Below are 26082 nucleotides of genomic sequence, written 5' to 3'. Positions count from 1 at the left end.
CGATCGTCCCTAAGTCCAGTCGGGCTCCGGCTCCTCGTCCATCTCGGGCCAGTGGTCCGCACCCGGATCCACGTCGCCCTCCGGACTCGGCGCGCTCGCGGCCGGAGGGCCGTCGCCGAGCCCGGCCAGGACCGCGAGCACGCCCTCCCCGTATGTCACCAGCTTCTTCTCGCCGACGCCGCCGACCGTCCCGAGCTGTGCCACCGACGTCGGCCACACGGTCACGATCTCCCTGAGCGTGGCGTCGTGGAAGATGACGTACGCCGGGACGCCCTGTTCCCGTGCCTGCTCGCCCCGCCACGCCCGCAGCGCCTCGAAGGCCGGCATCAGCGACTCGGGCAGTTCCACCGCGGCGGTCTTCGCCTTGCGCTCGCCCCGCCCGGAAGAGGACCCGGCGGTCTTCGCGGAGGCCGGCTTCTTCGGCTCCTTGCGCAGCGGTACGTCGCGTTCCCGTCGCAGCACCGAACCGCTCGCCTCGGTCAGCACCAGCGTGCCGTACTCCCCCTCGACCGCGAGCAGTCCTTGTGCCAGCAACTGACGGACGACACCGCGCCATTCGCCCTCGGAGAGTTCCTCGCCGATGCCGAAGACGGACAGCTGGTCGTGGTCGAACTGGATGACCTTGCCGGTGCGCTTGCCGAGCAGGATGTCGACGATCTGCACCGCGCCGAACTTCTGACCGCGCTCGCGCTGCAGCCGCACCACCGTCGACAGCACCTTCTGCGCGGCGACCGTGCCGTCCATGGTCTCCGGCGGGGTGAGGCAGGTGTCGCAGTTGCCGCAGCCCGACGGGTCCGGCTCCTGGCCGAAGTAGTTCAGCAACTGCCCGCGCCGGCACTGGGCCGTCTCGCACAGCGCCAGCATCGCGTCCAGGTGGGAGGCGGCCCGGCGGCGGAACGCCTCGTCGCCCTCGCCGGACTGGATCAGCTTGCGCTGTTGTATGACGTCGTTGAGTCCGTAGGCCATCCAGGCCGTCGACGGCAGTCCGTCTCGTCCGGCGCGGCCGGTCTCCTGGTAGTAGCCCTCGACCGACTTGGGCAGGTCGAGGTGGGCGACGAAGCGGACGTCCGGCTTGTCGATGCCCATGCCGAAGGCGATGGTCGCGCATACGACCAGGCCCTCCTCGCGCAGGAACCGCGACTGGTGCGCCGCGCGCGTGCCCGCGTCGAGCCCCGCGTGGTAGGGCACGGCCTCGATGCCGTTCTTGCTGAGGAACTCCGCCGTCTTGTCCACCGAGTTGCGCGAGAGGCAGTACACGATGCCCGCGTCGCCCTCGTGCTCCTGGCGCAGGAAGCTCAGCAGCTGCTTCTTGGGGTCGGCCTTGGGCACGATCCGGTACTGAATGTTGGGCCGGTCGAAGCTCGCCACGAAGTGCCGGGCCGTCGGCATGTTCAGCCGCTGGGTGATCTCCTGGTGGGTCGCGTCCGTGGCCGTCGCGGTGAGCGCGATCCGGGGGACGTCCGGCCAGCGCTCGCCGAGCAGGGAGAGGGACAGATAGTCGGGGCGGAAGTCGTGGCCCCACTGGGACACGCAGTGCGCCTCGTCGATCGCGAAGACCGAGATCTTGCCGCGCGAGAGGAGTTCCAGCGTGGAGTCGAGCCGCAGCCGCTCCGGTGCGAGATAGAGCAGGTCCAGCTCGCCCGCCAGGAACTCCGCCTCCACCACCCGCCGCTCGTCGAAGTCCTGCGTGGAGTTCATGAACCCGGCGTTCACGCCGAGCGCCCGCAGCGCGTCCACCTGGTCCTGCATCAGCGCGATGAGTGGCGAGACCACGATGCCCGTACCGGGTCTGACCAGGGACGGGATCTGGTAGCACAGCGACTTGCCGCCACCGGTCGGCATGAGGACCACGGCGTCGCCGCCCGCGACCACGTGCTCGATGACCGCGCCCTGCTCGCCGCGGAAGGCCTCGTACCCGAAGACCCGGTGCAGCGTGGCCAGCGCCTCACTCTCGGCCGTATCCGCCACCTCGGTCACCCTTGGCATCTCGCTGATCCCACCCATCCCGCGCATAGCCCTGTCCCCGTACGTAGTCCCTCGACCACTGCGTCCACGATAGGGGTCCGCACCGACAACGCCGGAGTTATCCACAGGCTCGCCCCGTCACACTCCGCGCTCATGCGAATGGCCTCGGTCACATGGCGCCCTCATGGTCACCGGGACATGCTGCTCAGGCGGGCCAGGGGAGGCCCGTCTCTCTCCGGACGGCGTGCCTCACAGGAGCGTGCGCCTCTTCCGCTTCAAGGAGCCCCATCATGTCCTCTCGGCCCCTCAAGGCCGCCATCACCATGGCGATAGCCGGCGCTCTCTCCCTGACCGCCACCCCCGCGCAGGCGGCGCCCGAGCCCGACCCGTTCGTCTGGGTGGACCTGGTCCCGACGTACACGGACACCGCCAAGTACTCCTACGAGCCGCTCGCCCCGCCGGACGGCTGGGCCGCCACCGGCGACTGCGTGCCCGAGATGGGCTACCGCTACGTCAACGCGGAGTACCTCGCCGACACCGTCGTCGACCCCGACAAGCCGGAGATCCTGCTGTACGAAGGCGGGTCCGACACCAGCGATCGCGATCTGGTCGCGGTGGGGTGGGCCGTCAAGAACACGGGACAGGCCGCGCCGCAGCTGTTCGGCGAGACGTTCCGCAGCACCGAGGTGCCCGGCTACTACACGCTTCACGCGTGGATCTACGAGGACAACCCCGACGGGCTCTTCGAACCCTTCAACCCCGCCGTGAAGTGCGCCTCCGCGCCGACACCGGCGACCACGACCACGACCACCGTGCCCGACTGGGTGTCCAACCTCGACAACCTCGACCCGACGGCCTGAGCGCAACGCGGCGGCCCCGGCTCCCACGAAGGGAACCGGGGCCGCCGTACAAGCGCCGCGGGCACAGGTACCGCAGGTCAGCGCACGAACACTCCCGCCTGGTTCGCCAGGTCCAGGAAGTACTGCGGCGCCACACCGAGCACCAGCGTGACCGCCACGCCGATCCCGATCGCCGCCATCGTCAGCGGCGACGGCACGGCGACCGTCGGGCCCTCGGGTCGCGGCTCGCTGAAGAACATCAGCACGATGACGCGGATGTAGAAGAACGCCGCGATCGCCGACGAGATCACGCCGACCACGACCAGCGGCGCCGCGCCGCCTTCCGCCGCCGCCTTGAACACGGCGAACTTCCCGGCGAACCCTGAGGTCAGCGGAATGCCGGCGAAGGCCAGCAGGAATACCGCGAACACGGCGGCCACGAGGGGCGAACGGCGTCCGAGACCGGCCCACTTGGACAGGTGCGTCGCCTCACCACCGGCATCGCGTACCAGCGTCACCACGGCGAACGCGCCGATCGTGACGAACGAGTACGCCGCCAGATAGAAGAGGACGGACGAGATGCCGTCCGGCGTGGTCGCGATGACGCCCGCGAGGATGAAGCCCGCGTGCGCGATCGACGAGTACGCCAGGAGTCGCTTGATGTCGGTCTGGGTGATCGCGACGATCGCACCGCCGAGCATGGTGACGATCGCGACGCCCCACATGACCGGCCGCCAGTCCCAGCGCAGGCCCGGCAGCACGACGTAGAGGATCCGCAGCAGCGCGCCGAACGCGGCCACCTTGGTCGCCGCCGCCATGAACCCGGTCACCGGGGTCGGCGCGCCCTGGTACACGTCCGGCGTCCACATGTGGAACGGGACCGCGCCGACCTTGAACAGCAGGCCCATCACGATCATCGCGGCGCCGATGAGCAGCAGCGCGTCGTTGCCCATGGTGTCCGCGAGGGCCGGGTCGACGTTCGTGACCGTGCCGTCGACGACCTGTGCGATGGTCGCGTAGGACACCGAGCCCGCGTACCCGTACAGCAGTGCGATGCCGAACAGGGTGAACGCGGAGGCGAAGGCGCCGAGCAGGAAGTACTTGACCGCGGCCTCCTGCGACATGAGCCGCTTACGGCGGGCCAGGGCGCACATCAGGTACAGCGGCAGCGAGAAGACTTCCAGCGCGATGAACAGCGTCAGCAGGTCGTTGGCCGCCGGGAAGATCAGCATGCCGGCGACGGCGAACAGCAGCAGCGGGAACACCTCGGTGGTGGTGAAACCGGCCTTCACCGCGGCCTTCTCGCTGTCGCTGCCGGGCACGGAGGCGGCCTGTGCGGCGAAGGAGTCGACCTGTTTTCCGTGCTCCACCGGGTCCAGGCGGCGTTCGGCGAAGGTGAACAGGCCGACCAGGCCCGCCAGCAGGATCGTGCCCTGAAGGAAGAGGGCCGGTCCGTCGACGGCGATCGCGCCCATCGCGACGATGCCCGCCTTGGTGGTGGCGTATCCGCCCTCCGCGAGCGCGACGACCGCGGCGAAGGCCGAGATCAGCGCTGCCGCGGAGACGAACACCTGGGCGTAGTACCGCTGCTTGCGCGGTACCGCCGCCTCGATCAGCACTCCGATGATCGCCGCACCGACGACGATCAACGTGGGTGACAATTGTCCGTATTCGATCTTCGGCGTATCGATCTTCGAGATCGGATCGGCCGCAGTTGTCCACAGGCTGTGGACGGCTGATGCGCTCACTTGGCCGCCTCCACCTCGGGCTGGGGGTCCTTCTTCTGTACGTCGGACATGGTCGCCTTGACCGCCGGGTTGACGATGTCCGTGACGGGCTTCGGGTAGACGCCCAGGAAGATCAGCAGTACGACCAGTGGCGCGACCACCACGAGTTCACGCACCCTGAGGTCAGGCATCGTCGCGACCTCGGGTTTCACCGGGCCCGTCATCGTCCGCTGATAGAGGACGAGGGTGTAGAGCGCGGCGAGCACGATGCCGAAGGTGGCGATGATCCCGATCACCGGGTAGCGCGCGAACGTGCCGACCAGGACCAGGAACTCACTCACGAACGGTGCGAGACCCGGCAGCGACAGCGTCGCCAGACCGCCGATCAGGAACGTGCCGGCGAGCACCGGAGCGACCTTCTGCACCCCGCCGTAGTCGGCGATGAGCCGCGACCCGCGCCGCGAGATCAGGAACCCGGCGACCAGCATCAACGCGGCGGTGGAAATACCGTGGTTGACCATGTAGAGCGTCGCGCCGGACTGGCCCTGGCTGGTCATCGCGAAGATGCCCATGATGATGAAGCCGAAGTGCGAGATCGACGCGTACGCCACCAGCCGCTTGATGTCCCGCTGGCCGACCGCGAGCAGCGCCCCGTAGATGATGCTGATCACCGCCAGGACGAGGATCGCGGGCGTCGCCCACTTGCTGGCCTCCGGGAAGAGCTGGAGGCAGAAGCGGAGCATCGCGAAGGTGCCGACCTTGTCGACGACCGCCGTGATGAGGACGGCGACCGGGGCGGTGGCCTCGCCCATCGCGTTGGGCAGCCAGGTGTGCAGCGGCCACAGCGGCGCCTTCACCGCGAAGGCGAAGAAGAAGCCGAGGAACAGCCAGCGTTCGGTGTTGGTGGCCATGTCGAGCGAGCCGTTGGCCCGCGCCTCGGCGATCTCCTGAAGGCTGAAGTTCCCGGCGACCACGTACAGGCCGATCACCGCGGCCAGCATGATCAGACCGCCGACCAGGTTGTAGAGGAGGAACTTCACGGCGGCGTACGACCGTTGTGTCGACGCCGTCTCCTCGCCGTGCTCGTGGGCACGGTCCCCGAAGCCGCCGATGAGGAAGTACATCGGGATCAGCATGGCTTCGAAGAAGATGTAGAAGAGGAAGACGTCGGTGGCCTCGAAGGAGAGGATCACCATCGCCTCGACGGCCAGGATCAGGGCGAAGAAGCCCTGCGTCGGCCGCCACCTCGTGTTGCCGGTCTCCAGCGGGTCGGCGTCGTGCCAGCCCGCGAGGATGATGAACGGGATCAGCAGCGCGGTCAGCGCGAGGAGCGCCACCCCGATGCCGTCCACGCCCAGCTCGTACCTGACCCCGAAGTCCTTGATCCACCAGTGGGATTCGGTGAGCTGGTAGCGGTCGCCGTCCGGGTCGAAGCGGACCAGGACGATCGCGGCGAGCACGAGTGTGGCGAGCGAGACGAGCAGCGCGAGCCATTTGGCCGCGGTGCGTTGCGCGGCCGGTACGGCGGCCGTGGCGATCGCGCCGATCGCCGGGAGCGCCGCCGTCGCTGTCAGCAGAGGAAAGGACATCGGTATCAGACCGCCCTCATCAGCAGGGTCGCGGCGATCAGCACTGCCGCACCGCCGAACATCGAGACCGCGTACGACCGCGCGTAGCCGTTCTGCAGTTTGCGGAGCCGTCCGGAGAGGCCGCCCATGGAGGCCGCCGTACCGTTGACCACGCCGTCGACCAGGGTGTGGTCGACGTACACCAGGGACCGCGTGAGGTGCTCGCCGCCGCGGACCAGGACGACGTGGTTGAAGTCGTCCTGGAGCAGGTCGCGTCGGGCGGCCCTGGTGAGCAGGGATCCGCGCGGGGCGACGACCGGGACCGGGCGGCGGCCGTACTGGAGGTAGGCGAAGGTGACGCCGATGACCATCACGGCGACCGTGGCGGCCGTGACCGTCGTGGCGCTGATGGGCGCGTCGCCGTGGTCGTGCCCGGTGATGGGCTCGAGCCAGTGCAGGAAGCGGTCGCCGATGCCGAAGATGCCGCCCGCGAAGACCGATCCGAAGGCCAGCACGATCATGGGGATCGTCATGGACTTGGGTGACTCGTGCGGGTGCGGCTCGTGGCCTTCGGCGTCCGGCTGCCAGCGCTTCTCGCCGAAGAACGTCATCAGCATCACGCGCGTCATGTAGTACGCCGTGATGGCCGCGCCCAGCAGCGCGCAGCCGCCGAGGATCCAGCCCTCGGTGCCGCCCTTGGCGAAGGCCGCCTCGATGATCTTGTCCTTGGAGAAGAAGCCGGACAGACCCGGGAAGCCGATGATCGCGAGGTAGCCGAGGCCGAAGGTGATGAAGGTGACCGGCATGTACTTCCGGAGGCCGCCGTACTTCCTCATGTCGACCTCGTCGTTCATGCCGTGCATGACCGATCCGGCGCCGAGGAACAGCCCGGCCTTGAAGAAGCCGTGCGTCACCAGGTGCATGATCGCGAAGACGTAGCCGATGGGGCCGAGGCCCGCGGCCAGCACCATGTAGCCGATCTGCGACATGGTCGAGCCGGCCAGCGCCTTCTTGATGTCGTCCTTCGCACAACCGACGATCGCACCGAACAGGAGCGTGACGGCACCGACGACGGTGACGACGAGCTGGGCGTCCGGAGCGAGGTTGAAGATGTTGGCGGAGCGGACGATCAGGTAGACGCCCGCGGTCACCATGGTCGCGGCGTGGATGAGGGCCGAGACCGGGGTCGGGCCCTCCATCGCGTCGCCGAGCCAGGACTGCAGCGGCACCTGGGCGGACTTGCCGCAGGCGGCCAGCAGCAGCATCAGGGCGATGCCGGTGAGGGTGGCCTCGGAGGCGCCGGTGACGAGCCCGGGCTCCTCATGGCTGCCGAGGAGCGGTCCGAAGGCGAAGGTCCCGAACGTCGTGAACATCAGCATGATGGCGATCGACAGGCCCACGTCGCCGACGCGGTTGACCAGGAAGGCCTTCTTCGCGGCGGTCGCGGCGCTGGGCTTGTGCTGCCAGAAGCCGATCAGCAGGTAGGAGGCGAGACCGACGCCCTCCCAGCCGACGTACAGCAGAAGGTAGTTGTCGGCGAGGACGAGCAGCAGCATCGCCGCGAGGAACAGGTTCAGATAGCCGAAGAAGCGGCGGCGCCGCTCGTCGTGCTCCATGTACCCGATGGAGTACAGGTGGATCAGCGAGCCGACGCCGGTGATCAGCAGCACGAACGTCATCGACAGCTGGTCGAGGCGGAAGGCGATGTCCGCCTGGAAGCCCTCGACCGGGACCCAGCTGAACAGGTGGCTCGTCAGGGTCCGGTGTTCGGCGTCCTTGCCGAGCAGGTCGGCGAAGAGTACGGCGCCGATCACGAAGGAGGCGGCCGCGAGGGCCGTGCCGATCCAGTGGCCGACGGCATCGAGCCGCCGGCCGCCGCACAGCAGTACGGCCGCTCCGAGCAGAGGCGCCGCCACCAGCAGCGCAATCAGGTTCTCCACGATTCAGCGACCCCTCAGAGCTTCATCAGGCTGGCGTCGTCGACCGAGGCCGAGTGGCGGGAGCGGAACAGGGACACGATGATCGCGAGCCCGACCACGACCTCCGCGGCGGCGACGACCATCGTGAAGAAGGCGATGATCTGGCCGTCGAGGTTGCCGTGCATCCGGGAGAAGGCGACGAACGCCAGGTTGCAGGCGTTGAGCATGAGCTCGATGCACATGAACACGACGATCGCGTTACGCCTGATCAGTACGCCGGTGGCGCCGATCGTGAACAACAGCGCCGCGAGGTAGAGATAGTTGACGGGGTTCACTTCGACGCCTCCTCGGCCCGCTTGAGGTTCGCCGGTGCCGTGTCGGTCCGCTCCAGGCGCTCCTCGGCGCGCTGTTCCAGTGCGCGCAGATCGTTGAGCGCCTCGGTCGAGACGTCACGGATCTGGCCGCGCTCGCGCAGCGTCTTGTTGACGGTGAGCTCGGAGGGGGTGCCGTCGGGCAGCAGGCCCGCGATGTCCACGGCGTTGTGCCGGGCGTAGACACCGGGCGCGGGCAGCGGCGGAAGGTGCTTGCCCTCGCGGACGCGCTCTTCGGCCAGCTCCCGCTGGGTCTTGGCGCGCTCGGTGCGCTCGCGGTGGGTGAGCAGCATGGCGCCGACGGTGGCCGTGATCAGCAGGGCGCCGGTGATCTCGAAGGCGAACACGTACTTGGTGAAGATGAGGGTCGCGAGACCCTCCACGTTGCCGTTGGCGTTGGCCTGCGCCATCCCGTTGAACTCCGTGAGGGAGGCGTTGCCGATGCCGGCGACCAGCAGGATGCCGAAGCCGAGGCCGCAGAGAAGGGCCAGCCAGCGCTGGCCCTTGATGGTCTCCTTCAGGGAGTCCGCGGCCGTGACGCCGACGAGCATCACCACGAAGAGGAACAGCATCATGATCGCGCCGGTGTAGACGATGATCTGCACGACGCCCAGGAAGTAGGCGCCGTTGGCGAGGTAGAACACCGCCAGGATGATCATGGTGCCGGCGAGACAGAGCGCGCTGTGCACGGCCTTCTTCATGAAGACGGTGCACAGGGCGCCGATCACGGCGACGGTGCCGAGCACCCAGAACTGGAAGGCCTCGCCGGTGGAGGTGCCGGCAGAAAGAGTGGCTGTGGCGGCGAGCTGCATGCTCATGCGCCGACCTCCTCTTCCTCCGGCTTGTCTCCCTTGGAGACGGCGACCTGCTGGACCGTGCCGGGCGCGGCCTCGGTCACCAGTCCCCGGTAGTAGTCCTGCTCGTCCGTCCCCGGGAAGATCGAGTGGGGCGAGTCGACCATGCCCTCTTCGAGCCCGGCGAGCAGTTGCTCCTTGGTGTAGATGAGGTTGGCCCGGCTGGAGTCGGCGAGCTCGAACTCGTTGGTCATCGTCAACGCGCGCGTGGGGCACGCCTCGATGCACAGGCCGCACAGGATGCAGCGGGCGTAGTTGATCTGGTAGACGCGCCCGTACCGCTCGCCCGGCGAGTAGCGCTCCTCTTCCGTGTTGTCCGCGCCCTCGACGTAGATCGCGTCGGCGGGGCAGGCCCAGGCGCACAGCTCGCAGCCGACGCACTTCTCCAGGCCGTCCGGATGGCGGTTGAGCTGGTGCCGTCCGTGGAAACGGGGAGCGGTGGTCTTCTGCTGCTCGGGGTACTGCTCGGTCAGCCGCTTCTTGAACATGGCCTTGAAGGTCACGCCGAAGCCGGCCACGGGGTTCTGGAATCCGGGCGACGACTGCCCGGCCTCCTTGGACTCCTCAGCCATCGGACGCCTCCTTTCCATCCAGAGATCCGTCACTCTGAGTATCGGGCCCGCCACTGACAATCAGCTCCCGCTCCCGGCGCGGACGGCGCCTGGGCGCGGGTGGCAACTCCTGTCCGGGCAGCGGCGGTACGGGGAATCCGCCGGCCATCGGGTCGAAGCCGACGGGCGGGGCGGGCTCCTCCTTCGGCTTCCCGCGGAACATGTCCGCGACGAAGGACAGCAGCAGGAGCAGCAGGACGCCGCCGCCGACGTAGAGGGCGATGTCGGCGAAGTCGTAGTTCTCGTTGCGCAGGGTCCGCACGGTCGCGACGAGCATCAGCCACACCACGGAGACCGGGATGAGGACCTTCCAGCCGAGCTTCATCAGCTGGTCGTAGCGGACACGAGGGAGCGTGCCGCGCAGCCAGATGAAGAAGAACAGCAGCAGTTGGACCTTGATGACGAACCAGAGCATCGGCCACCAGCCGTGGTTCGCGCCCTCCCAGAAGGTGCTGATGGGCCAGGGGGCCCGCCAGCCGCCGAGGAAGAGCGTCACGGACACGGCCGAGACCGTCACCATGTTCACGTACTCGGCGAGCATGAACAGCGCGAATTTGATCGACGTGTACTCGGTGTTGAAGCCGCCGACCAGGTCGCCCTCGGACTCGGGCATGTCGAACGGGGCGCGGTTGGTCTCACCGACCATCGTGATGATGTAGATGATGAAGGAGACCGGCAGCAGGATGACGTACCAGCGGTCCTGCTGCGCCTCGACGATCGCCGAGGTCGACATCGACCCGGAGTAGAGGAACACCGAGGCGAACGCGGCGCCCATGGCGATCTCGTACGAGATCATCTGCGCGCAGGAGCGGAGACCGCCGAGGAGCGGGTAGGTGGATCCGGAACTCCAACCCGCAAGCACGATGCCGTAGATGCCGACCGAGGCGACCGCGAGGATGTAGAGCATCGCGATCGGCAGGTCGGTGAGCTGCATCGTGGTGCGCTGGCCGAAGATCGAGACCTCGTTGCCGGCCGGGCCGAAGGGGATCACCGCGATCGCCATGAAGGCCGGGATGGCCGCGATGATCGGTGCGAGGACGTAGACGACCTTGTCCGCGCGTTTGACGATGAGGTCTTCCTTCAGCATCAGCTTGACGCCGTCGGCGAGCGACTGGAGCATGCCCCAGGGTCCGTGCCGGTTGGGGCCGATGCGCAGCTGCATCCAGGCGACGACCTTGCGCTCCCACACGATGGAGAACAGCACGGTCAACATCAGGAAGGCGAAGCAGAACACCGCCTTGATGACGACCAGCCACCACGGGTCGGTGCCGAACATCGAGAGGTCTTCAGCGGCGAGGTACGGGCTCATGCCTCCACCTCCTTGGGGGCTTCGGCGGCGAGCGTCGCCGGGCCGATGCGGACGAGTGAGCCGGGCACCGCACCGGCGTCGGAGGCGACACCCCCGCCCGCGGAGTTCAGGGGGAGCCAGACCACGCGGTCGGGCATCTCGGTGATCTGCAGCGGGAGTTCGACGGCACCGGCGGGACCGGTCACGGCGAGCACGTCGCCGTCCTTCACTCCGGCCTCGGCGGCGGTCGCGGCCGACACACGCGCGTGGGCCGCGTGCCGTGTCCCGGCGAGCGCCTCGTCACCTTCCTGGAGGCGGCCCTGGTCGAGCAGCAGCCGGTGCCCGGCCAGTACGGCCTCTCCGGCGGCCGGCCGCGGCAACTGGGCCGCGGTCTCGAGCGGTTCGGTGGCCCGGGATCCGTCCCAGGCGCCGAGCCGGTCGATCTCGCCGCGCACGGTCCTGAGGTCCGGCAGACCCAGGTGGACGTCCATGGCGTCGGCCAGCATCTGCAGCACGCGCGCGTCGGTGGGCGCGAGGCGGCGGGTCATCTGCTCGGGCTTGAGCGCGGCCTCGAAGAAGCGCACCCGGCCTTCCCAGTTGAGGAAGGTGCCGGCCTTCTCGGCGACCGCGGCGACCGGCAGGACCACGTCCGCGTGTTCGGTGACCTCGCTCGGCCGCAGCTCCAGCGAGACCAGGAAGCCGACCTCGTGAAGTGCTTCACGTGCGCGTGCCGGGTCCGGGAGGTCGGTGACCTCGACGCCCGCGACGACCAGCGCCTGGAGTTCTCCGGTGACGGCGGCCTCGACGATCTGGCTGGTGTCGCGGCCGTAGCGGTGCGGGAGTTCGGCGACGCCCCAGGCCACGGCGACCTCCTCACGCGCGCGTGGGTCGGTCGCCGGACGTCCGCCCGGCAGCAGCGACGGCAGCGCGCCCGCCTCGATGGCGCCGCGCTCTCCCGCCCTGCGCGGGATCCACACCAGCTGCGCGCCGGTCGCGGACGCGGCCCGTACGGCGGCGGTCAGTCCGCCCCGCACTGCGGCCAGCCGTTCACCGACGACGAGTACCGCGCCCTCGGAGCGCAGCGCCTCGGCGGCCTGAGCTCCGTCGCCCTCCAGGCCGACCTCGCCCGCGAGCGCGTCCAGCCACTCGGTCTCGGTGCCGGGAGCGGCGGGGAGCAGCGTGCCGCCGGCCTTCTCCAGACCGCGCGTGGCGTGCGTGGCCAGTGCGAACACCTTCTGCCCGTGCTTGCGCCAGGCCTTGCGCAGCCTCAGGAAGACGCCGGGCGCCTCCTCCTCGGCCTCGAACCCGACCAGCAGGACGGCGGGCGCCTTCTCCAGCGCGGTGTAGGTGACGCCCGTGCCGTCGAGGTCACGGCCGCGTCCGGCGATCCGCGCGGCGAGGAAGTCGGTCTCCTCACCGCTGTGCACACGCGCGCGGAAGTCGATGTCGTTGGTGTCGAGCGCCACGCGCGCGAACTTGCTGTACGCGTAGGCGTCCTCGATGGTGAGCCGGCCACCGGTGAGGACTCCGGTCCGGGAGCGGGCCGCGGCAAGTCCCTGAGCGGCGGCCTCCAGGGCCTCGGGCCAGGAGGCGGGCTCGAGGACACCGTCGGCGTTGCGCACCAGGGGCGTCTCCAGGCGGTCGCGCTGCTGCGCGTAGCGGAATCCGAACCGCCCCTTGTCGCAGATCCACTCCTCGTTGACCTCGGGGTCGTTGGCCGCGAGCTTGCGCATGACCTTGCCGCGCCGGTGGTCGGTGCGGGTGGCGCAGCCGCCGGAGCAGTGCTCGCAGACGCTCGGGGAGGACACCAGGTCGAAGGGGCGCGAGCGGAAGCGGTACGCCGCCGAGGTGAGCGCGCCGACCGGACAGATCTGGATGGTGTTGCCGGAGAAGTACGACTCGAAGGGGTCGCCCTCGCCGGTGCCGACCTGCTGCAGCGCGCCCCGCTCGACCAGCTCGATCATCGGGTCGCCCGCGACCTGGTTGGAGAAGCGGGTGCAGCGGGCGCACAGCACGCACCGCTCGCGGTCGAGGAGTACCTGTGTGGAGATCGGTACGGGCTTCTCGTACGTCCGCTTCTTGCCCTCGAAGCGGGAGTCGGCCTGGCCGTGGGACATGGCCTGGTTCTGCAGGGGGCACTCGCCGCCCTTGTCGCAGACGGGGCAGTCCAGCGGGTGGTTGATGAGGAGGAGCTCCATCACACCGTGCTGGGCCTTCTCCGCGGCCGGCGAGGTGAGATGGGTCTTCACCACCATTCCGTCGGTGCAGGTGATGGTGCAGGACGCCATCGGCTTGCGCTGGCCCTCGACGTCGACGATGCACTGGCGGCAGGCGCCGACCGGGTCGAGGAGGGGGTGGTCGCAGAAGCGGGGGATCTCGATGCCGAGTTGTTCGGCGGCGCGGATGACCAGGGTGCCCTTGGGCACGCTGATCTCGACGCCGTCGATGGTCAGCGAGACGAGATCTTCCGGCGGGACCGCCGCCTCTCCCCCACCGGAGGGAGCGCTCGTGGTCACCGTCATGCGTTCACCTCCGTGCGGGAGTCGGCCCAGACCGTCGACTTGGCCGGGTCGAAGGGGCAGCCGCGGCCCGTGATGTGCTGCTCGTACTCCTCGCGGAAGTACTTGAGCGAGGAGAAGATCGGCGAGGCGGCACCGTCGCCGAGGGCGCAGAACGACTTGCCGTTGATGTTGTCGGCGATGTCGTTGAGCTTGTCGAGGTCGGACATGACGCCCTTGCCGGCCTCGATGTCGCGCAGCAACTGCACGAGCCAGTACGTGCCTTCGCGGCAGGGTGTGCACTTGCCGCAGGACTCGTGGGCGTAGAACTCGGTCCAGCGGGTGACGGCGCGCACGACGCAGGTCGTCTCGTCGAAGCACTGGAGGGCTTTGGTGCCGAGCATGGAACCGGCGGCGCCCACTCCCTCGTAGTCGAGGGGGACGTCGAGGTGCTCGTCGGTGAACATCGGCGTCGAGGAGCCGCCCGGCGTCCAGAACTTCAGCCGGTGCCCGGGCCGCATTCCGCCGCTCATCTCCAGGAGTTGGCGAAGCGTGATGCCGAGCGGGGCCTCGTACTGGCCGGGGCTGGTGACATGGCCGCTGAGCGAGTAGAGCGTGAAGCCCGGGGACTTCTCGCTGCCCATCGACCTGAACCAGTCTTTTCCTTTTTGCAGGATCGCGGGAACCGACGCGATCGACTCCACGTTGTTCACCACAGTCGGGCACGCATAGAGGCCCGCGACGGCAGGGAAAGGGGGACGGAGCCGCGGTTGACCGCGGCGGCCTTCGAGCGAGTCGAGCAGTGCGGTCTCCTCACCGCAGATGTACGCGCCTGCGCCCGCGTGCACGGTGAGTTCCAGGTCGAGCCCGCTGCCCAGGATGTTCTCGCCGAGGAAGCCCGCCTCACGGGCCTCGCGCACGGCCTCGTGCAACCGCCGCAGGACCGGGACGACTTCACCCCGCAGATAGATGAAGGCATGCGACGACCTGATGGCATAACACGCGATGACAATGCCCTCGATGAGGCTGTGCGGGTTCGCGAACAGGAGCGGGATGTCCTTACAGGTTCCCGGTTCCGATTCGTCGGCGTTGACAACTAGATAGTGCGGCTTTCCATCACCCTGGGGAATGAACTGCCATTTCATTCCCGTGGGGAATCCCGCGCCGCCGCGGCCGCGCAGACCGGAGTCCTTGACGTACGCGATCAGGTCGTCCGGTGACATGGCGAGCGCCTTGCGGAGCCCCTCGTATCCTTCGTGCCTTCGGTAGACGTCCAGAGACCAGGACTTGTCCTCGTCCCAGAAGGCCGACAGCACGGGTGCGAGCAGCTTCTCGGGGCTGGTGTCTTTCAATTCGGGTGCCAAGGTCATCACTCCCCCTCCTCGGCGGTAGGCCCTGCCGGGTGGGCCGGGTCGGAGGCCGACGTGTCCTGAGGCGCGTCGTGCGAGCTCAGATGCTGTGTCGGTGACGGGTCGTGTACGGCCCTGTCCTGCGGCTCGTCGTGCGGGCCGCCGTCGCGCGGGTGGACCACGCGCGCGGGTGCGGCCTCTCCTCTGGCCAGGCGGAGGCCCACCAGCGACGCGGGTCCCGCGCCGCCGCTTGCCTCGACGGCCCCTGGCCGCTCGTCGGGGAAGCCGGCGAGGATCCGCGCGGTCTCCTTGAAGGTGCACAGCGGCGCCCCGCGCGTGGGCTCGACCGTCCGGCCCGCACGCAGGTCGTCGACGAGGTGTTTGGCGCTGGCCGGGGTCTGGTTGTCGAAGAACTCCCAGTTGACCATCACGACGGGCGCGAAGTCGCAGGCCGCGTTGCACTCGATGTGCTCCAGCGTGACCTTGCCGTCCTCGGTGGTCTCGCCGTTGCCGACGCCGAGGTGCTCCTGGAGCTCCTCGAAGATCGCGTCACCGCCCATCACCGCGCACAGGGTGTTGGTGCAGACGCCCACCTGGTAGTCACCGCTCGGCCTGCGCCGGTACATGGTGTAGAAGGTGGCGACCGCGGTGACCTCGGCGGTGGTCAGGCCCAGTACGTCCGCGCAGAACCGCATCCCGGTGCGCGTGACATGGCCCTCCTCCGACTGCACGAGATGCAGCAGCGGAAGCAGCGCGGACCGGGAGTCGGGGTAGCGGGCGATGACCTCGCGCGCGTCCGCCTCCAGCCGGGCTCGAACGTCGTCCGGGTAGACGGGCGCGGGCAGTTCGGGCATGCCCAGGCTGACGCCCTGCTCGGAAGAAGAGGTGGTCACCGGTCGACGCCTCCCATCACGGGGTCGATGGACGCGACGGCGACGATGACGTCGGCGACCTGGCCGCCCTCGCACATCGCCGCCATGGCCTGAAGGTTGGTGAAGGACGGGTCCCGGAAGTGGACCCGGAAGGGGCGGGTACCGCCGTCGGACACGGCGTGCACCCCGAGTTCGCCCTTGGGCGACTCGACGGCCGCGTACGCCTGTCCCGGCGGGACGCGGAAGCCCTCGGTCACCAGCTTGAAGTGGTGGATCAGAGCCTCCATGGAGGTGCCCATGATCTTCTTGATGTGGTCGAGGGAGTTGCCGAGCCCGTCGGGGCCCAGGGCGAGCTGGGCAGGCCAGGCGATCTTCTTGTCGGCGACCATGACCGGGCCGGGCTGGAGCCGGTCCAGGCACTGCTCGACGATCCTGAGGGACTGGCGCATCTCCTCGATGCGGATCAGGAAGCGGCCGTAGGAGTCACAGGTGTCGGCGGTCGGGACGTCGAAGTCGTAGGTCTCGTAGTCGCAGTACGGCTGCGCCTTGCGCAGGTCGAACGGCAGCCCGGTGGAGCGCAGGATCGGGCCGGTGGCGCCGAGGGCCATGCAGCCGGCCAGGTCGAGATAGCCGATGTCCTGCATACGGGCCTTGAAGATGGGGTTCCCGGTGGCGAGCTTGTCGTACTCCGGGAGGTTCTTCTTCATCTTCTTCACGAACTCGCGGATGTGGTCCACCGCGCCGGGCGGCAGGTCCTGCGCGAGTCCGCCCGGGCGGATGAACGCGTGGTTCATCCGGAGGCCCGTGATGAGCTCGTAGATGTCGAGAATCATTTCACGATCGCGGAATCCGTAGATCATGATCGTGGTGGCGCCGAGTTCCATACCGCCGGTGGCGATGCACACCAGGTGCGAGGAGAGCCGGTTCAGCTCCATCAGGAGCACCCGGATGATCTTGGCTCGCTCGGTGATCTGGTCCTCGATGCCGAGGAGTTTCTCGACGGCGAGACAGTAGGCGGTCTCGTTGAAGAAGGACGTCAGGTAGTCCATGCGCGTCACGAACGTGGTGCCCTGCGTCCACGTGCGGTACTCGAGGTTCTTCTCGATGCCGGTGTGGAGGTAGCCGATGCCGCAGCGGGCCTCGGTGACCGTCTCGCCGTCGATCTCCAGGATCAGGCGGAGCACTCCGTGCGTGGACGGGTGCTGCGGGCCCATGTTGACGACGATGCGCTCGTCGTCGGCGCGGGCCGCGGACTGGACCACCTCGTCCCAGTCGCCACCGGTGACCGTGTAGACGGTGCCCTCGGTGGTCTCCCGGGCGGATGCTGACTGCGTGCTCACGAGTACGACCTCCGCTGGTCCGGAGCCGGGATCTGGGCGCCCTTGTACTCGACGGGGATGCCGCCGAGGGGGTAGTCCTTGCGCTGCGGGTGGCCCTGCCAGTCGTCCGGCATCATGATCCGCGTCAGGGCCGGGTGACCGTCGAAGACGATCCCGAAGAAGTCGTAGGTCTCGCGCTCGTGCCAGTCGTTGGTCGGATACACGGAGACCAGGGACGGGATCTTCGGATCGGCGTCCGGGGCGCTGACCTCGAGGCGGATCAGCCGGTTGTGGGTGAGCGAGCGCAGGTGGTAGACGGCGTGCAGCTCGCGGCCCTTGTCGTGCGGGTAGTGCACCCCGCTGACGCCGGTACAGAGCTCGAAGCGCAGGGCCGGGTCGTCGCGCAGGGTGCGGGCGACGCGCAGCAGGTGCTCGCGCTCGATGTGGAAGGTGAGCTCGTCGCGGTCGACGACCGTCTTCTCGATCGCGTTGTCGGGCAGGAGTCCCTGCTCCTCCAGTGCTCCCTCGAGTTCGTCGGCGACCTCGTCGAACCAGCCGCCGTAGGGGCGGGCCGCGGGTCCCGGCAGGCGGACCGAGCGCACCAGGCCGCCGTAGCCGGAGGTGTCGCCGCCGTTGTTGGCGCCGAACATGCCGCGCTGGACGCGGATCTCCTCGCCGCCCTGGCCGCGCTGACCGGGGAGGTTGGAGGCGCTGAGGTCCTTCTCGGGGTTCGCGCCGTCGCCGGCGCCGTTCGCCTCGCTCACCGCAGCAGCCCCTTCATCTCGATGGTGGGCAGGGCCTTGAGCGCCGCTTCCTCCGCCTCGCGGGCCGCCTCCTCGGCGTTCACGCCGAGCTTGGAGCCCTGGATCTTCTCGTGGAGCTTGAGGATGGCGTCCAGCAGCATCTCGGGCCGCGGCGGGCAGCCCGGGAGGTAGATGTCGACGGGGATGATGTGGTCGACGCCCTGGACGATCGCGTAGTTGTTGAACATCCCGCCCGAGGAGGCGCAGACCCCCATGGAGATGACCCACTTCGGGTTCGCCATCTGGTCGTAGACCTGCCTGACCACCGGGGCCATCTTCTGGCTGACCCGGCCGGCGACGATCATGAGGTCGGCCTGGCGGGGTGAGCCGCGGAAGACCTCCATGCCGAAGCGGGCCAGGTCGTAGCGTCCGGCGCCGGTGGTCATCATCTCGATGGCGCAGCAGGCGAGGCCGAAGGTGGCCGGGAAGACGGACGCCTTGCGCACCCAGCCCGCGGCCTGCTCGACGGTGGTCAGCAGGAAGCCGCTCGGCAGCTTTTCTTCGAGTCCCATGAGTTGGAGGCCCCTCAGTCCCATTCCAGGCCGCCGCGCCGCCACACGTACGCGTACGCAACGAAGACGGTGAGCACGAAGAGCAGCATCTCCACGAGCCCGAAAACACCCAGGGCGTCGAAGGTGACGGCCCAGGGGTAGAGGAAGACGATCTCGATGTCGAAGACGATGAAGAGCATCGCCGTCAGGTAGTACTTGATGGGGAAGCGCCCGCCGCCGGCCGGCGTGGGGGTCGGCTCGACCCCGCACTCGTAGGCGTCGAGCCTGGCCCGGTTGTAACGCTTCGGACCGATCAGCGTGGCCATGACCACGGAGAAGATCGCAAAGCCTGCCCCGAGGGCTCCCAGTACGAGGATGGGCGCATACGCGTTCACCGCTCCTCGCTCCTCTCAGTCGGCACTGACTGCTGGCGATGGCGTCGAGTTCGCTTCCGCCCCACCCGTCCCGCAAGTCCCGCCCGTCCCGGCGAAGATCGCGAACATGTGAAGCAGGTCACAAGCCCAACTGACCCGCATCTTATGCCCGCCGGTCTGTGATCTGCGACACGGGGTATTGCACAAGCTTTGTGATCTCCACCACCCGACGAAGGATCATGAAGTCGGATGAGCGGTGATCTTCGTACGTGAAGCGTCCGAGCGATCACCAGAGGTGACATCTTGGCTCGTCGGCGCAGCTGGGAGTAGGCGTCTCCATATCAAGATGGTTCCCTTGCATGCAAATTGGCGCTGGACTCGACTGCTTGGTAGTGCGCCGTGTTCACACATCAGGAGGAGTCGCGAGGCGTGATGTGGACGCGTGCACACATTCACGAGCGGGTGAGGGCGGGATGCATGCGCGTGACGCAGCCGCCGCTGTAACCGTTGCGTGACCTCCGCCACATCGATGCGAGACCTCCGAGAACCGGGCTTGGCCACCTGTCCCAACCGGTGGTAGGCGCGGGGCAATTCGGACGTAAACACGAAAGTGCGTGATCAAGGCCTTGTTGGGTCGCGTCCGCAATGTCCGTTACGGCGTCAATAAGGAGCGGCGGACCAGGAATTCGGGGCGGCCATTGAACAACTGTGGCGCAGCACACGTTTCTTGAAGGTATGGAGGAGCCCCTGATACCGCTTGGTCTCATGTCCCACACCGCTCACATACGTAGCCACCGGAAGCCCCGCCGCAGCGCGACGACTTCGATCGCCGTGCGCGCCGGAGTCGCCGGTGGCGTCCTCAGCATGGCAGCGGCGGGCGCGTCGGCTTCGGCGTACGCCGCCGAGTCGACGACGCAGACCCTCGAACTGCCCACCCTGACGGCCGATCTGGCCGTCCAGGTCGCCGAGTCCGCGGACGCCACGCAGCAGGCGGCCGCGAACTACGAGCTCCAGGCCGAGCGCGACGCGGCCGCCGCCGCTGCCGCCAAGGAGGCCAAGAAGGACCTCGCTGAGGCGAAGAAGAAGGCCGAGGCGAAGAAGAAGGCCGAGGAGGCCCGCAAGGCCGCCGCGGAGGCCGCCGCCTCGCGTTCCTCGGAGCGGACCACCCTTTCCGCCTCGACGACCACGACCGCCTCGGCGCCCGCCAGCGGCAGCGTCGCGACCGTCATCGCCTTCCTCAAGGCGCAGGTGGGCGACGCCTACGTCATGGGGGCCACCGGGCCCAACGCGTGGGACTGCTCCAGCCTGGTCCAGGCCGCGTTCAAGCAGGTCGGCGTCGAGCTGCCGCGGGTCTCGCAGGACCAGTCGATGCAGGGCACCGACATCCCGCTGTCGCAGATCCAGGTCGGCGACATCCTCTACTGGGGCGGCAAGGGTTCCGCCTACCACGTGGGCGTCTACATCGGTAATGGCCAGTACCTGGACGCGGCCAACCCCTCCAAGGGTGTCGTCATCCAGGACCTGTCCGGATACCCGGCGTCGGGCGCGGTGCGCGTACTCTGACGAGCACGCACGCGCGTCACGAACGCCGGAAGGGCCGCAGCCGCTCGGGGGCAGCGGCCCTTCCGCCTCTTGCGGAGCCCGCCTAGCCGAGGTCGAAGGTGTTGGGCAGCCCCAGCCGGTGGCGCACCTCGTCGATCCGTTTCAGCGGCTCCATCTCCGGGGGCCGGTACAGCTCCTGGATCTCACACCGCTCGGCGTCCGAATTGTCCGCGTCCAGCAGTGCGTTGACGGCCAGTCGCGCGGACTCGTTGGCGCCTTCCATGGTCGCCAGGTCGACGTCGGTGCGGACGTAGTCGCCCGCGAGGAAGAGGTTCGGCACCTTTGTGCGGGCCGTGGGGCGGTTGTGGAGCGTGCCCGTGGGGTGGATGAGGAGTTGCTCGCGGTTGCGCGGCTCAGGGCCGCCCAGGCCCGTCACAGCCGGGTCCATGAACCAGCCGAGCCGGTCGGCGTCCACGAGGGTCGTCTTGCCGGCGTCGTTGAGGCCGTCCTTCAACTGGGCCCAGAGCTCGGCGACGACCTCGTCCTTCGTGCACTCCTTGGCCGTCTTGCCGTACAGGATGCCGGGTTTGTCCCACTCGGAGATGATCGCCGAGAGACAGTCGTGCGCCTGTCCGTCGCCGTAGTCGCGCGGGAAGTCCCGTCCGGGCCAGAACTGCGCCTGGCCGACGGCCGTCACCGACCAGGGTGAGTCGAGGCAGTTGATGTGGCCGTGCACGACCGGCTCGGGCGTGCGGAGGTAGAACATCACGCCGGTCATCCAGTCGGTCCGCAGCGCGTCGCACCGGGAGAGCTGCGGATCCGCCGCGCGCAGGGCCGAGCCCCACGTCACGCGCGCGTGCTCGACGGGCAGCGCGCAGACGTAGTGGTCGGCGGTGACGGTCCGGTCGTCGCCGCCGTCGCGGGCCGAGACGCGGACGCCGGTCACCCGGCCGCCGGCGTACAGGACGTCGTGAACCTGCGTGCCGAGGACGAACTCGACGCCCAGGGTGCGCAGATGCCGCTCCCAGGGGTCGATCCAGGCCTCGCTGGTGGGGGCGTTGAGGACGCGGTCGATGTCGGCGTCACCGTCCATGCCGCGGCCGAGGAGACCCCACAGGAGCAGCGCCTCGATGATGACGCGGCCGACGGTGCGGGTGGAGGCGACCTCCGCGCGGGTGGCGACCAGGTTGCGGGTCTGGCCGATGCCGAGCAGCGTCTGGTACTCGGCGCTCATCTCCTCCGCGCGGATGAAGTCCCACCACGCGACCTTCTCCCACTGGTCCTCGCGGCGGGCGTCGCAGCTGGTGAGGTGGACCAGGAGGCGGTCGGCGAAGTAGGCGGCCTCGTGGGCGGGGAGGCGGGTGCCGAGGTCCAGGACGGAGAGGATCTGGTCACGGATCCAGGACGGGGTGAGGTCGCCGGGGGCGGGCGGGGTGGTGGCGCGGCGCAGTGGGAAGTGCAGGTCGGGACGGCCGCCCGAGCGTGCGAAGAGGGCCTCCGTACCGCTGACGAGGTTGTCGTGGACGCCGTTCGCGTTGCCGGCGAAGGGGATGCGGCGCATCGTGTCCGGCAGGTTCCGGTAGAAGCCGGGGAAGAATCGGAAGCCGTGCTCGGCGGGGAGGTCCGCGCGGCCGCCGGCCGCCGTGCCGGGGACGGGCATCGAGCGGGCCTTGCCGCCGAGGGCGTCGTAGTACTCGTAGACGGTGACGGCGTAGCCGCGTTCGGCGAGTTCGTGCGCGGCGCTGAGGCCCGAGACACCGCCGCCGAGGACGGCCACCCGCCTGCCGGAAGCCGCCTTCGCGCTCCCGGCGGGCCATAACGCCAGCGCGCCGGCCACTCCCCCCGTACCGGCCAGGAACCGTCTGCGGGTGTGGCCGTCGGTCTGCTCCATGTGTTCTGTTGTCATGGGCAACGGAGGGTAGGGAGAGGCCCCGGAGGCCGGAACCCCGATGACCCACCGCCCACAGCATCCACACAACAGGGAGAAACATGCCCAGCGTGTTCGTTCAAGGCAGGCCGGCCGACTCCTACCCCCGCCTCGCGCCCGAGGCCCGGCGCGGACAGGTACGGCGCATCACCGAGGTCGGCGAAGGAGTCCTGCACAGGCCGTGCCGGGACGTGACCGAGTTCGGGCCCGATCTCGCCGCGCTCATCGACGACATGTTCCTGACGATGTACATCGCGGAGGGGGCCGGGCTCGCGGCGAACCAGGTCGGGGTGGATCTGCGGCTGTTCGTGTACGACTGCCCGGACGACGACGGGGTCCGGCACGTCGGGCACATCGTCAACCCGGTGCTGGAGCGTCTCGATCCCGCCGGACGCAGGCTCCTCGACGACCACGAGGGCTGCCTCTCCGTGCCGGGCGCCGTGATGGACGTACCCCGTCCGGACCGGGCCGTCGTGCGCGGGCTCGACAAGGACGGTGAGCCGATCACGATCGAGGGAACCGGCTACTTCGCCCGCTGCCTCGCCCACGAGACCGACCACGTCGACGGACACGTCTACCTGGACCGGCTCTCCCGGCGCGAACGCAAGGACGCGCTACGACAGGTGGCGGACCGGCGCGAGGAGGTCTTCGCACGCCGGGCCGCCAACATCGAGGCGCTGAGCAGCTGACTCAGGCCTTCGGGGCCACCTTGCTCAGCCCGTTGATGATGCGGTCCATCGCGTCGCCGCCCGTCGGGTCGGTGAGGTTGGCCAGCATCTTCAGGGTGAACTTCATGAGCAGGGGGTGGGTGAGGCCGCGCTGGGCCGCGATCTTCATGACCTTCGGGTTGCCGATGAGCTTCACGAAGGCGCGGCCCAGCGTGTAGTAGCCGCCGTAGGTGTCCTTGAGGACCTGCGGGTACCGCTGGAGCGCGATCTCACGCTGGGCCGGCGTCGCCCGGGCGTGGGCCTGGACGATGACGTCGGCGGCGATGTTGCCGGACTCCATGGCGTAGGCGATGCCCTCGCCGTTGAAGGGGTTCACCATGCCGCCGGCGTCACCGACCAGGAGCAGGCCCTTGGTGTAGTGGGGCTGGCGGTTGAAGGCCATCGGCAGGGCGGCGCCGCGGATCGGGCCCGTCATGTTCTCCGGCGTGTAGCCCCACTCCTCCGGCATCGACGCGCACCAGGCCTTCAGCACCTCGCGCCAGTCGAGCTCCTTGAAGGAGTCGGAGGTGTTGAGCACGCCGAGGCCGACGTTCGAGGTGCCGTCGCCCATGCCGAAGATCCAGCCGTAGCCCGGCAGCAGCCGGGGCTCGGGCCCCCGGCGGTCCCACAGCTCCAGCCAGGACTCCAGGTAGTCGTCCTCGTGGCGCGGCGATTCGAAGTACGTACGGACGGCCACGCCCATCGGACGGTCCTCGCGGCGGTGCAGGCCCATCGCCAGGGACAGCCGGGTGGAGTTGCCGTCGGCCGCGACCACGAGCGGCGCATGGAAGGTGACCTCCCGCTTCTCGCCCGTGTCGCCGATCTTGGCGTGCACGCCGGTGATGCGACCGGTGCGGTCGTCGATGATCGGGGCGCCGACATTGCAGCGCTCGTAGAGCCGGGCGCCCGCCTTCTGCGCCTGGCGGGCGAGTTGCTCGTCGAAGTCGTCGCGCTTGCGGACGAGGCCGTAGTCCGGGAAGGAGGCGAGTTCCGGCCAGTCCAACTGGAGGCGGACGCCGCCGCCGATGATGCGCAGGCCCTTGTTGCGCAGCCAGCCCGCCTCCTCGGAGATGTCGATGCCCATGGCCACCAGCTGTTTGGTGGCGCGCGGGGTGAGGCCGTCGCCGCAGACCTTCTCGCGCGGGAACGCCGTCTTCTCCAGGAGAAGCACGTCGAGTCCGGCCTTCGCGAGGTAGTACGCGGTCGTGGAGCCGGCCGGCCCCGCGCCGACGACGATGACATCGGCGGTGTTCTCGGAAAGGGGCTCGGAGTGGGGCTCGGTCACGGCGGTCACGGCGGGATCTCCCCAAGTTCGAAATCTGCGTGCCGACCGGCACTGGACATGGGCAGTCTATTCAGCACGATTGATCACCCGGCTGAAGGGCTGCCCCGTGAACCGAGCTCTCCCTGTAGTAAGGCTGCGCGTCCCCACCGACGAGGACGCCGTCGCCTGGCACCGGATCTTCGACGACCGGGACGTCATGGAGTTCCACGGAGGCAGGTCGGCGGAGCTGTACGTCTATGAGGAACTCACCGCCCGCCAGCGCCGGCACGATGCCGAGCGGGGGTTCTGTCTGTGGACCATGGTCGACGAGAACGGGCAGGTCATCGGGTTCACCGGCGCCCAGCCCTGGCCGCAGGACTGGGGCCCCAAGGGTGAGATCGAGATCGGCTGGCGGCTCGGGCGCGCGCACTGGGGCAAGGGGTACGCCACCGCGGCCGCGCAGATGACGCTGGAACGGCTGCGGGCAGCGGGCGTCACCAACGTCGTGGCGCTGGTCAGACCCGGCAACGAACGGTCCATCGCGGTCACCCGGCGGCTCGGCATGGTGGCGGCGGAGACGTTCCCGCATCCGCGGCTGCCGGAGGACGCGCTGTGCTTCCGCCTTGATCTGTGACGCAGAGTGATAATCGGCTACAGAAAAATACTCAGCGCTTCCAGGTAGCGCCCCAGTGCGGTTACTCTGCCAATACCGCTGGGGGTGACATCTGTGCGAATAACACCCAAAACGCCCGAAGTGCGCGTCCCTCGTCTGGTCGGTCTGATGGCCGTCGACGCGCGCGAGACGGCCAAGGCACAGGGCTTGTCCATCAATGCGCCGGACCGGCAGGACTTCCACCTCGCCGTCGTCGACTACGTCGTACGCCAGTACCCGCAGCCCGGCGCCGAGGTGCCGCGGGAGTCGATGGTCTACGTGTGGTTGGACTTCGGTCCGGGCGAGGGCGGCGGAGGCATGCGCGAGCCGCGCGTGCCGAACCCGTCGGGCGGCGGACTGCAGCGCGAGCTGGACGAACCCGGCGACCCCTGCACCGTCGGGATCGGCCCGCCCTGAACCCTCAGCTCGCCTTGAACCCGCGGTGCAGGGCCACGACCCCGCCCGTCAGGTTCCGCCACGCCACCTTCGACCAGCCCGCCTTCTGCAGGTGCTCGGCCAGCGCGGGCTGGTCGGGCCAGGCGCGGATGGACTCGGCGAGGTAGACGTACGCGTCGGGGTTGGAGGACACCGCGCGGGCCACCGGCGGCAGGGCGCGCATCAGGTACTCGGTGTAGACCGTGCGGAAGGGCGCCCAGGTCGGGTGCGAGAACTCGCAGATCACGACCCGGCCGCCGGGCTTGGTCACCCGGTACATCTCACGCAGCCCGGCGTCGAAGTCCTGCACGTTGCGCAGCCCGAAGGAGATCGTGACCGCGTCGAAGGTGTCGTCCTTGAACGGCAGCTTCGTCGCGTCGCCCGCCGTCAGCGGCAGCCACGGGTGGTTCTTCTTGCCGACCTTGAGCATGCCCAGCGAGAAGTCGCAGGGGACGACGTAGGCGCCGGTCCGCGCGAAGGGCAGGGACGAGGTGGCCGTACCGGCCGCCAGGTCCAGGATCTTCTGCGCGGGCCGGGCGTCGACCGCCTTGGCGACCTCCCTGCGCCACGCCCGGTCCTGGCCGAGCGACAGCACGTCGTTCGTCAGGTCGTACCGTTCCGCCACGTCGTCGAACATCGAGGCGACTTCGTGCGGCTGCTTGTTCAGGGAAGCGCGGGTCACGGGCCCATTCTTGCAGCCGCCCCCG

The 26082-nt window shown here is 68.9% G+C and carries 23 protein-coding genes; 5 read left to right on the top strand and 18 right to left on the bottom strand.

What is annotated here, in order from left to right; genetic code table 11:
• Nucleotides 1-9: 9 nt before the first annotated feature.
• Complete coding sequence (gene recQ / locus ACWD3I_RS37700) at nucleotides 10-2013, bottom strand: DNA helicase RecQ (RefSeq protein ID WP_451084286.1); 2004 nt, start codon at nucleotides 2011-2013, stop codon at nucleotides 10-12.
• A gap of 242 nt (nucleotides 2014-2255) precedes the next feature.
• Between recQ and ACWD3I_RS37695 the strand changes: the two genes are divergently transcribed.
• Nucleotides 2256-2825, top strand: coding sequence for a hypothetical protein (locus tag ACWD3I_RS37695; RefSeq protein ID WP_365394057.1), 570 nt, complete (start codon nucleotides 2256-2258; stop codon nucleotides 2823-2825).
• A gap of 77 nt (nucleotides 2826-2902) precedes the next feature.
• Here the strand turns inward: ACWD3I_RS37695 and nuoN are convergent, their stop codons facing one another.
• The 14 genes from nuoN to ACWD3I_RS37625 are packed head-to-tail and all read right to left on the bottom strand — an operon-like array spanning nucleotide 2903 to nucleotide 18869.
• Nucleotides 2903-4552, bottom strand: coding sequence for an NADH-quinone oxidoreductase subunit NuoN (gene nuoN, locus ACWD3I_RS37690; RefSeq protein WP_365394056.1), 1650 nt, complete (start codon nucleotides 4550-4552; stop codon nucleotides 2903-2905).
• Nucleotides 4549-6120, bottom strand: a complete 1572-nt coding sequence (locus tag ACWD3I_RS37685; RefSeq protein ID WP_365394055.1) for an NADH-quinone oxidoreductase subunit M — start codon at nucleotides 6118-6120, stop codon at nucleotides 4549-4551. The genes nuoN and ACWD3I_RS37685 overlap by 4 nt, the downstream gene beginning before the upstream one ends.
• Before the next feature lie 5 nt (nucleotides 6121-6125).
• A complete protein-coding gene (gene nuoL, locus ACWD3I_RS37680; protein WP_365394054.1) occupies nucleotides 6126-8039 on the bottom strand; it encodes an NADH-quinone oxidoreductase subunit L in 1914 nt (637 codons plus the stop codon).
• Between the two features lie 14 nt (nucleotides 8040-8053).
• The gene (gene nuoK, locus ACWD3I_RS37675; protein ID WP_003974374.1) at nucleotides 8054-8353 is read right to left on the bottom strand and encodes an NADH-quinone oxidoreductase subunit NuoK; all 300 of its coding nucleotides are present in this window, start codon (nucleotides 8351-8353) and stop codon (nucleotides 8054-8056) included.
• Nucleotides 8350-9207 (bottom strand): NADH-quinone oxidoreductase subunit J, encoded by an 858-nt coding sequence (locus tag ACWD3I_RS37670; protein WP_365394053.1) that lies wholly within the window; start codon nucleotides 9205-9207, stop codon nucleotides 8350-8352. The genes nuoK and ACWD3I_RS37670 overlap by 4 nt, the downstream gene beginning before the upstream one ends.
• Nucleotides 9204-9815: an NADH-quinone oxidoreductase subunit NuoI gene (gene nuoI, locus ACWD3I_RS37665; RefSeq protein WP_365394052.1), complete on the bottom strand. Its 612-nt coding sequence runs from the start codon at nucleotides 9813-9815 to the stop codon at nucleotides 9204-9206. Before nuoI ends, ACWD3I_RS37670 begins: the two co-directional genes overlap by 4 nt.
• On the bottom strand, nucleotides 9808-11163 hold the full coding sequence (nuoH, locus tag ACWD3I_RS37660; RefSeq protein ID WP_365394051.1) for an NADH-quinone oxidoreductase subunit NuoH: 1356 nt from the start codon (nucleotides 11161-11163) through the stop codon (nucleotides 9808-9810). The genes nuoI and nuoH overlap by 8 nt, the downstream gene beginning before the upstream one ends.
• Nucleotides 11160-13664, bottom strand: a complete 2505-nt coding sequence (locus tag ACWD3I_RS37655; protein ID WP_365394050.1) for an NADH-quinone oxidoreductase subunit G — start codon at nucleotides 13662-13664, stop codon at nucleotides 11160-11162. Before ACWD3I_RS37655 ends, nuoH begins: the two co-directional genes overlap by 4 nt.
• The gene (gene nuoF / locus ACWD3I_RS37650; protein WP_365394049.1) at nucleotides 13661-15010 is read right to left on the bottom strand and encodes an NADH-quinone oxidoreductase subunit NuoF; all 1350 of its coding nucleotides are present in this window, start codon (nucleotides 15008-15010) and stop codon (nucleotides 13661-13663) included. Before nuoF ends, ACWD3I_RS37655 begins: the two co-directional genes overlap by 4 nt.
• On the bottom strand, nucleotides 15010-15882 hold the full coding sequence (gene nuoE / locus ACWD3I_RS37645) for an NADH-quinone oxidoreductase subunit NuoE (protein WP_365394048.1): 873 nt from the start codon (nucleotides 15880-15882) through the stop codon (nucleotides 15010-15012). The genes nuoF and nuoE overlap by 1 nt, the downstream gene beginning before the upstream one ends.
• Nucleotides 15879-17201 (bottom strand): NADH-quinone oxidoreductase subunit D, encoded by a 1323-nt coding sequence (locus ACWD3I_RS37640; protein WP_365394047.1) that lies wholly within the window; start codon nucleotides 17199-17201, stop codon nucleotides 15879-15881. The genes nuoE and ACWD3I_RS37640 overlap by 4 nt, the downstream gene beginning before the upstream one ends.
• Nucleotides 17198-17944, bottom strand: coding sequence for an NADH-quinone oxidoreductase subunit C (locus tag ACWD3I_RS37635; protein WP_365394046.1), 747 nt, complete (start codon nucleotides 17942-17944; stop codon nucleotides 17198-17200). Before ACWD3I_RS37635 ends, ACWD3I_RS37640 begins: the two co-directional genes overlap by 4 nt.
• Complete coding sequence (locus ACWD3I_RS37630) at nucleotides 17941-18495, bottom strand: NuoB/complex I 20 kDa subunit family protein (RefSeq protein ID WP_365394045.1); 555 nt, start codon at nucleotides 18493-18495, stop codon at nucleotides 17941-17943. The genes ACWD3I_RS37635 and ACWD3I_RS37630 overlap by 4 nt, the downstream gene beginning before the upstream one ends.
• Nucleotides 18496-18509: 14 nt before the next feature.
• Nucleotides 18510-18869, bottom strand: coding sequence for an NADH-quinone oxidoreductase subunit A (locus ACWD3I_RS37625; protein ID WP_046261007.1), 360 nt, complete (start codon nucleotides 18867-18869; stop codon nucleotides 18510-18512).
• A 714-nt stretch (nucleotides 18870-19583) separates the two neighbouring features.
• Between ACWD3I_RS37625 and ACWD3I_RS37620 the strand changes: the two genes are divergently transcribed.
• Nucleotides 19584-20411: a C40 family peptidase gene (locus ACWD3I_RS37620; protein ID WP_365394044.1), complete on the top strand. Its 828-nt coding sequence runs from the start codon at nucleotides 19584-19586 to the stop codon at nucleotides 20409-20411.
• Nucleotides 20412-20493: 82 nt separating this feature from the next.
• On the opposite strand, the gene ACWD3I_RS37615 is transcribed toward ACWD3I_RS37620, so the two are convergent.
• Nucleotides 20494-22296 (bottom strand): hydroxysqualene dehydroxylase, encoded by a 1803-nt coding sequence (locus ACWD3I_RS37615; protein WP_365394043.1) that lies wholly within the window; start codon nucleotides 22294-22296, stop codon nucleotides 20494-20496.
• Nucleotides 22297-22379: 83 nt separating this feature from the next.
• Between ACWD3I_RS37615 and def the strand changes: the two genes are divergently transcribed.
• Complete coding sequence (def, locus tag ACWD3I_RS37610) at nucleotides 22380-23006, top strand: peptide deformylase (protein WP_365394042.1); 627 nt, start codon at nucleotides 22380-22382, stop codon at nucleotides 23004-23006.
• Nucleotide 23007: 1 nt separating this feature from the next.
• On the opposite strand, the gene ACWD3I_RS37605 is transcribed toward def, so the two are convergent.
• Nucleotides 23008-24309 carry a geranylgeranyl reductase family protein gene (locus tag ACWD3I_RS37605; RefSeq protein WP_365394082.1) on the bottom strand — a complete coding sequence of 434 codons (1302 nt, stop codon included), beginning with the start codon at nucleotides 24307-24309 and terminating at the stop codon, nucleotides 23008-23010.
• A gap of 106 nt (nucleotides 24310-24415) precedes the next feature.
• Between ACWD3I_RS37605 and ACWD3I_RS37600 the strand changes: the two genes are divergently transcribed.
• Complete coding sequence (locus ACWD3I_RS37600) at nucleotides 24416-24922, top strand: GNAT family N-acetyltransferase (protein ID WP_365394041.1); 507 nt, start codon at nucleotides 24416-24418, stop codon at nucleotides 24920-24922.
• Nucleotides 24923-25042: 120 nt separating this feature from the next.
• Nucleotides 25043-25357 (top strand): PASTA domain-containing protein, encoded by a 315-nt coding sequence (locus tag ACWD3I_RS37595; RefSeq protein WP_365394040.1) that lies wholly within the window; start codon nucleotides 25043-25045, stop codon nucleotides 25355-25357.
• A 4-nt stretch (nucleotides 25358-25361) separates the two neighbouring features.
• Here the strand turns inward: ACWD3I_RS37595 and ACWD3I_RS37590 are convergent, their stop codons facing one another.
• Nucleotides 25362-26057 (bottom strand): demethylmenaquinone methyltransferase, encoded by a 696-nt coding sequence (locus ACWD3I_RS37590; RefSeq protein ID WP_365394039.1) that lies wholly within the window; start codon nucleotides 26055-26057, stop codon nucleotides 25362-25364.
• Nucleotides 26058-26082 lie beyond the last annotated feature (25 nt).

The organism is Streptomyces sp. NPDC002817 (assembly GCF_053592055.1).
Note: the sequence above shows the minus strand (reverse complement) of the source record. Positions and strands in the feature narration are given on the sequence as shown.

Excerpts from the sequence above, each read along its gene's own strand:
- ACWD3I_RS37615 (WP_365394043.1), bottom strand. The coding sequence starts at position 22,296 with ATGACAACAGAACACATGGAGCAGACCGACGGCCACACCCGCAGACGG.
- ACWD3I_RS37620 (WP_365394044.1), top strand. The coding sequence starts at position 19,584 with ATGGAGGAGCCCCTGATACCGCTTGGTCTCATGTCCCACACCGCTCAC.
- nuoH (WP_365394051.1), bottom strand. The coding sequence starts at position 11,163 with ATGAGCCCGTACCTCGCCGCTGAAGACCTCTCGATGTTCGGCACCGAC.
- ACWD3I_RS37685 (WP_365394055.1), bottom strand. The coding sequence starts at position 6,120 with ATGTCCTTTCCTCTGCTGACAGCGACGGCGGCGCTCCCGGCGATCGGC.
- nuoF (WP_365394049.1), bottom strand. The coding sequence starts at position 15,010 with ATGACCTTGGCACCCGAATTGAAAGACACCAGCCCCGAGAAGCTGCTC.
- ACWD3I_RS37670 (WP_365394053.1), bottom strand. The coding sequence starts at position 9,207 with ATGAGCATGCAGCTCGCCGCCACAGCCACTCTTTCTGCCGGCACCTCC.
- ACWD3I_RS37655 (WP_365394050.1), bottom strand. The coding sequence starts at position 13,664 with ATGACGGTGACCACGAGCGCTCCCTCCGGTGGGGGAGAGGCGGCGGTC.
- nuoI (WP_365394052.1), bottom strand. The coding sequence starts at position 9,815 with ATGGCTGAGGAGTCCAAGGAGGCCGGGCAGTCGTCGCCCGGATTCCAG.
- ACWD3I_RS37695 (WP_365394057.1), top strand. The coding sequence starts at position 2,256 with ATGTCCTCTCGGCCCCTCAAGGCCGCCATCACCATGGCGATAGCCGGC.
- ACWD3I_RS37630 (WP_365394045.1), bottom strand. The coding sequence starts at position 18,495 with ATGGGACTCGAAGAAAAGCTGCCGAGCGGCTTCCTGCTGACCACCGTC.
- def (WP_365394042.1), top strand. The coding sequence starts at position 22,380 with ATGCCCAGCGTGTTCGTTCAAGGCAGGCCGGCCGACTCCTACCCCCGC.
- recQ (WP_451084286.1), bottom strand. The coding sequence starts at position 2,013 with ATGCGCGGGATGGGTGGGATCAGCGAGATGCCAAGGGTGACCGAGGTG.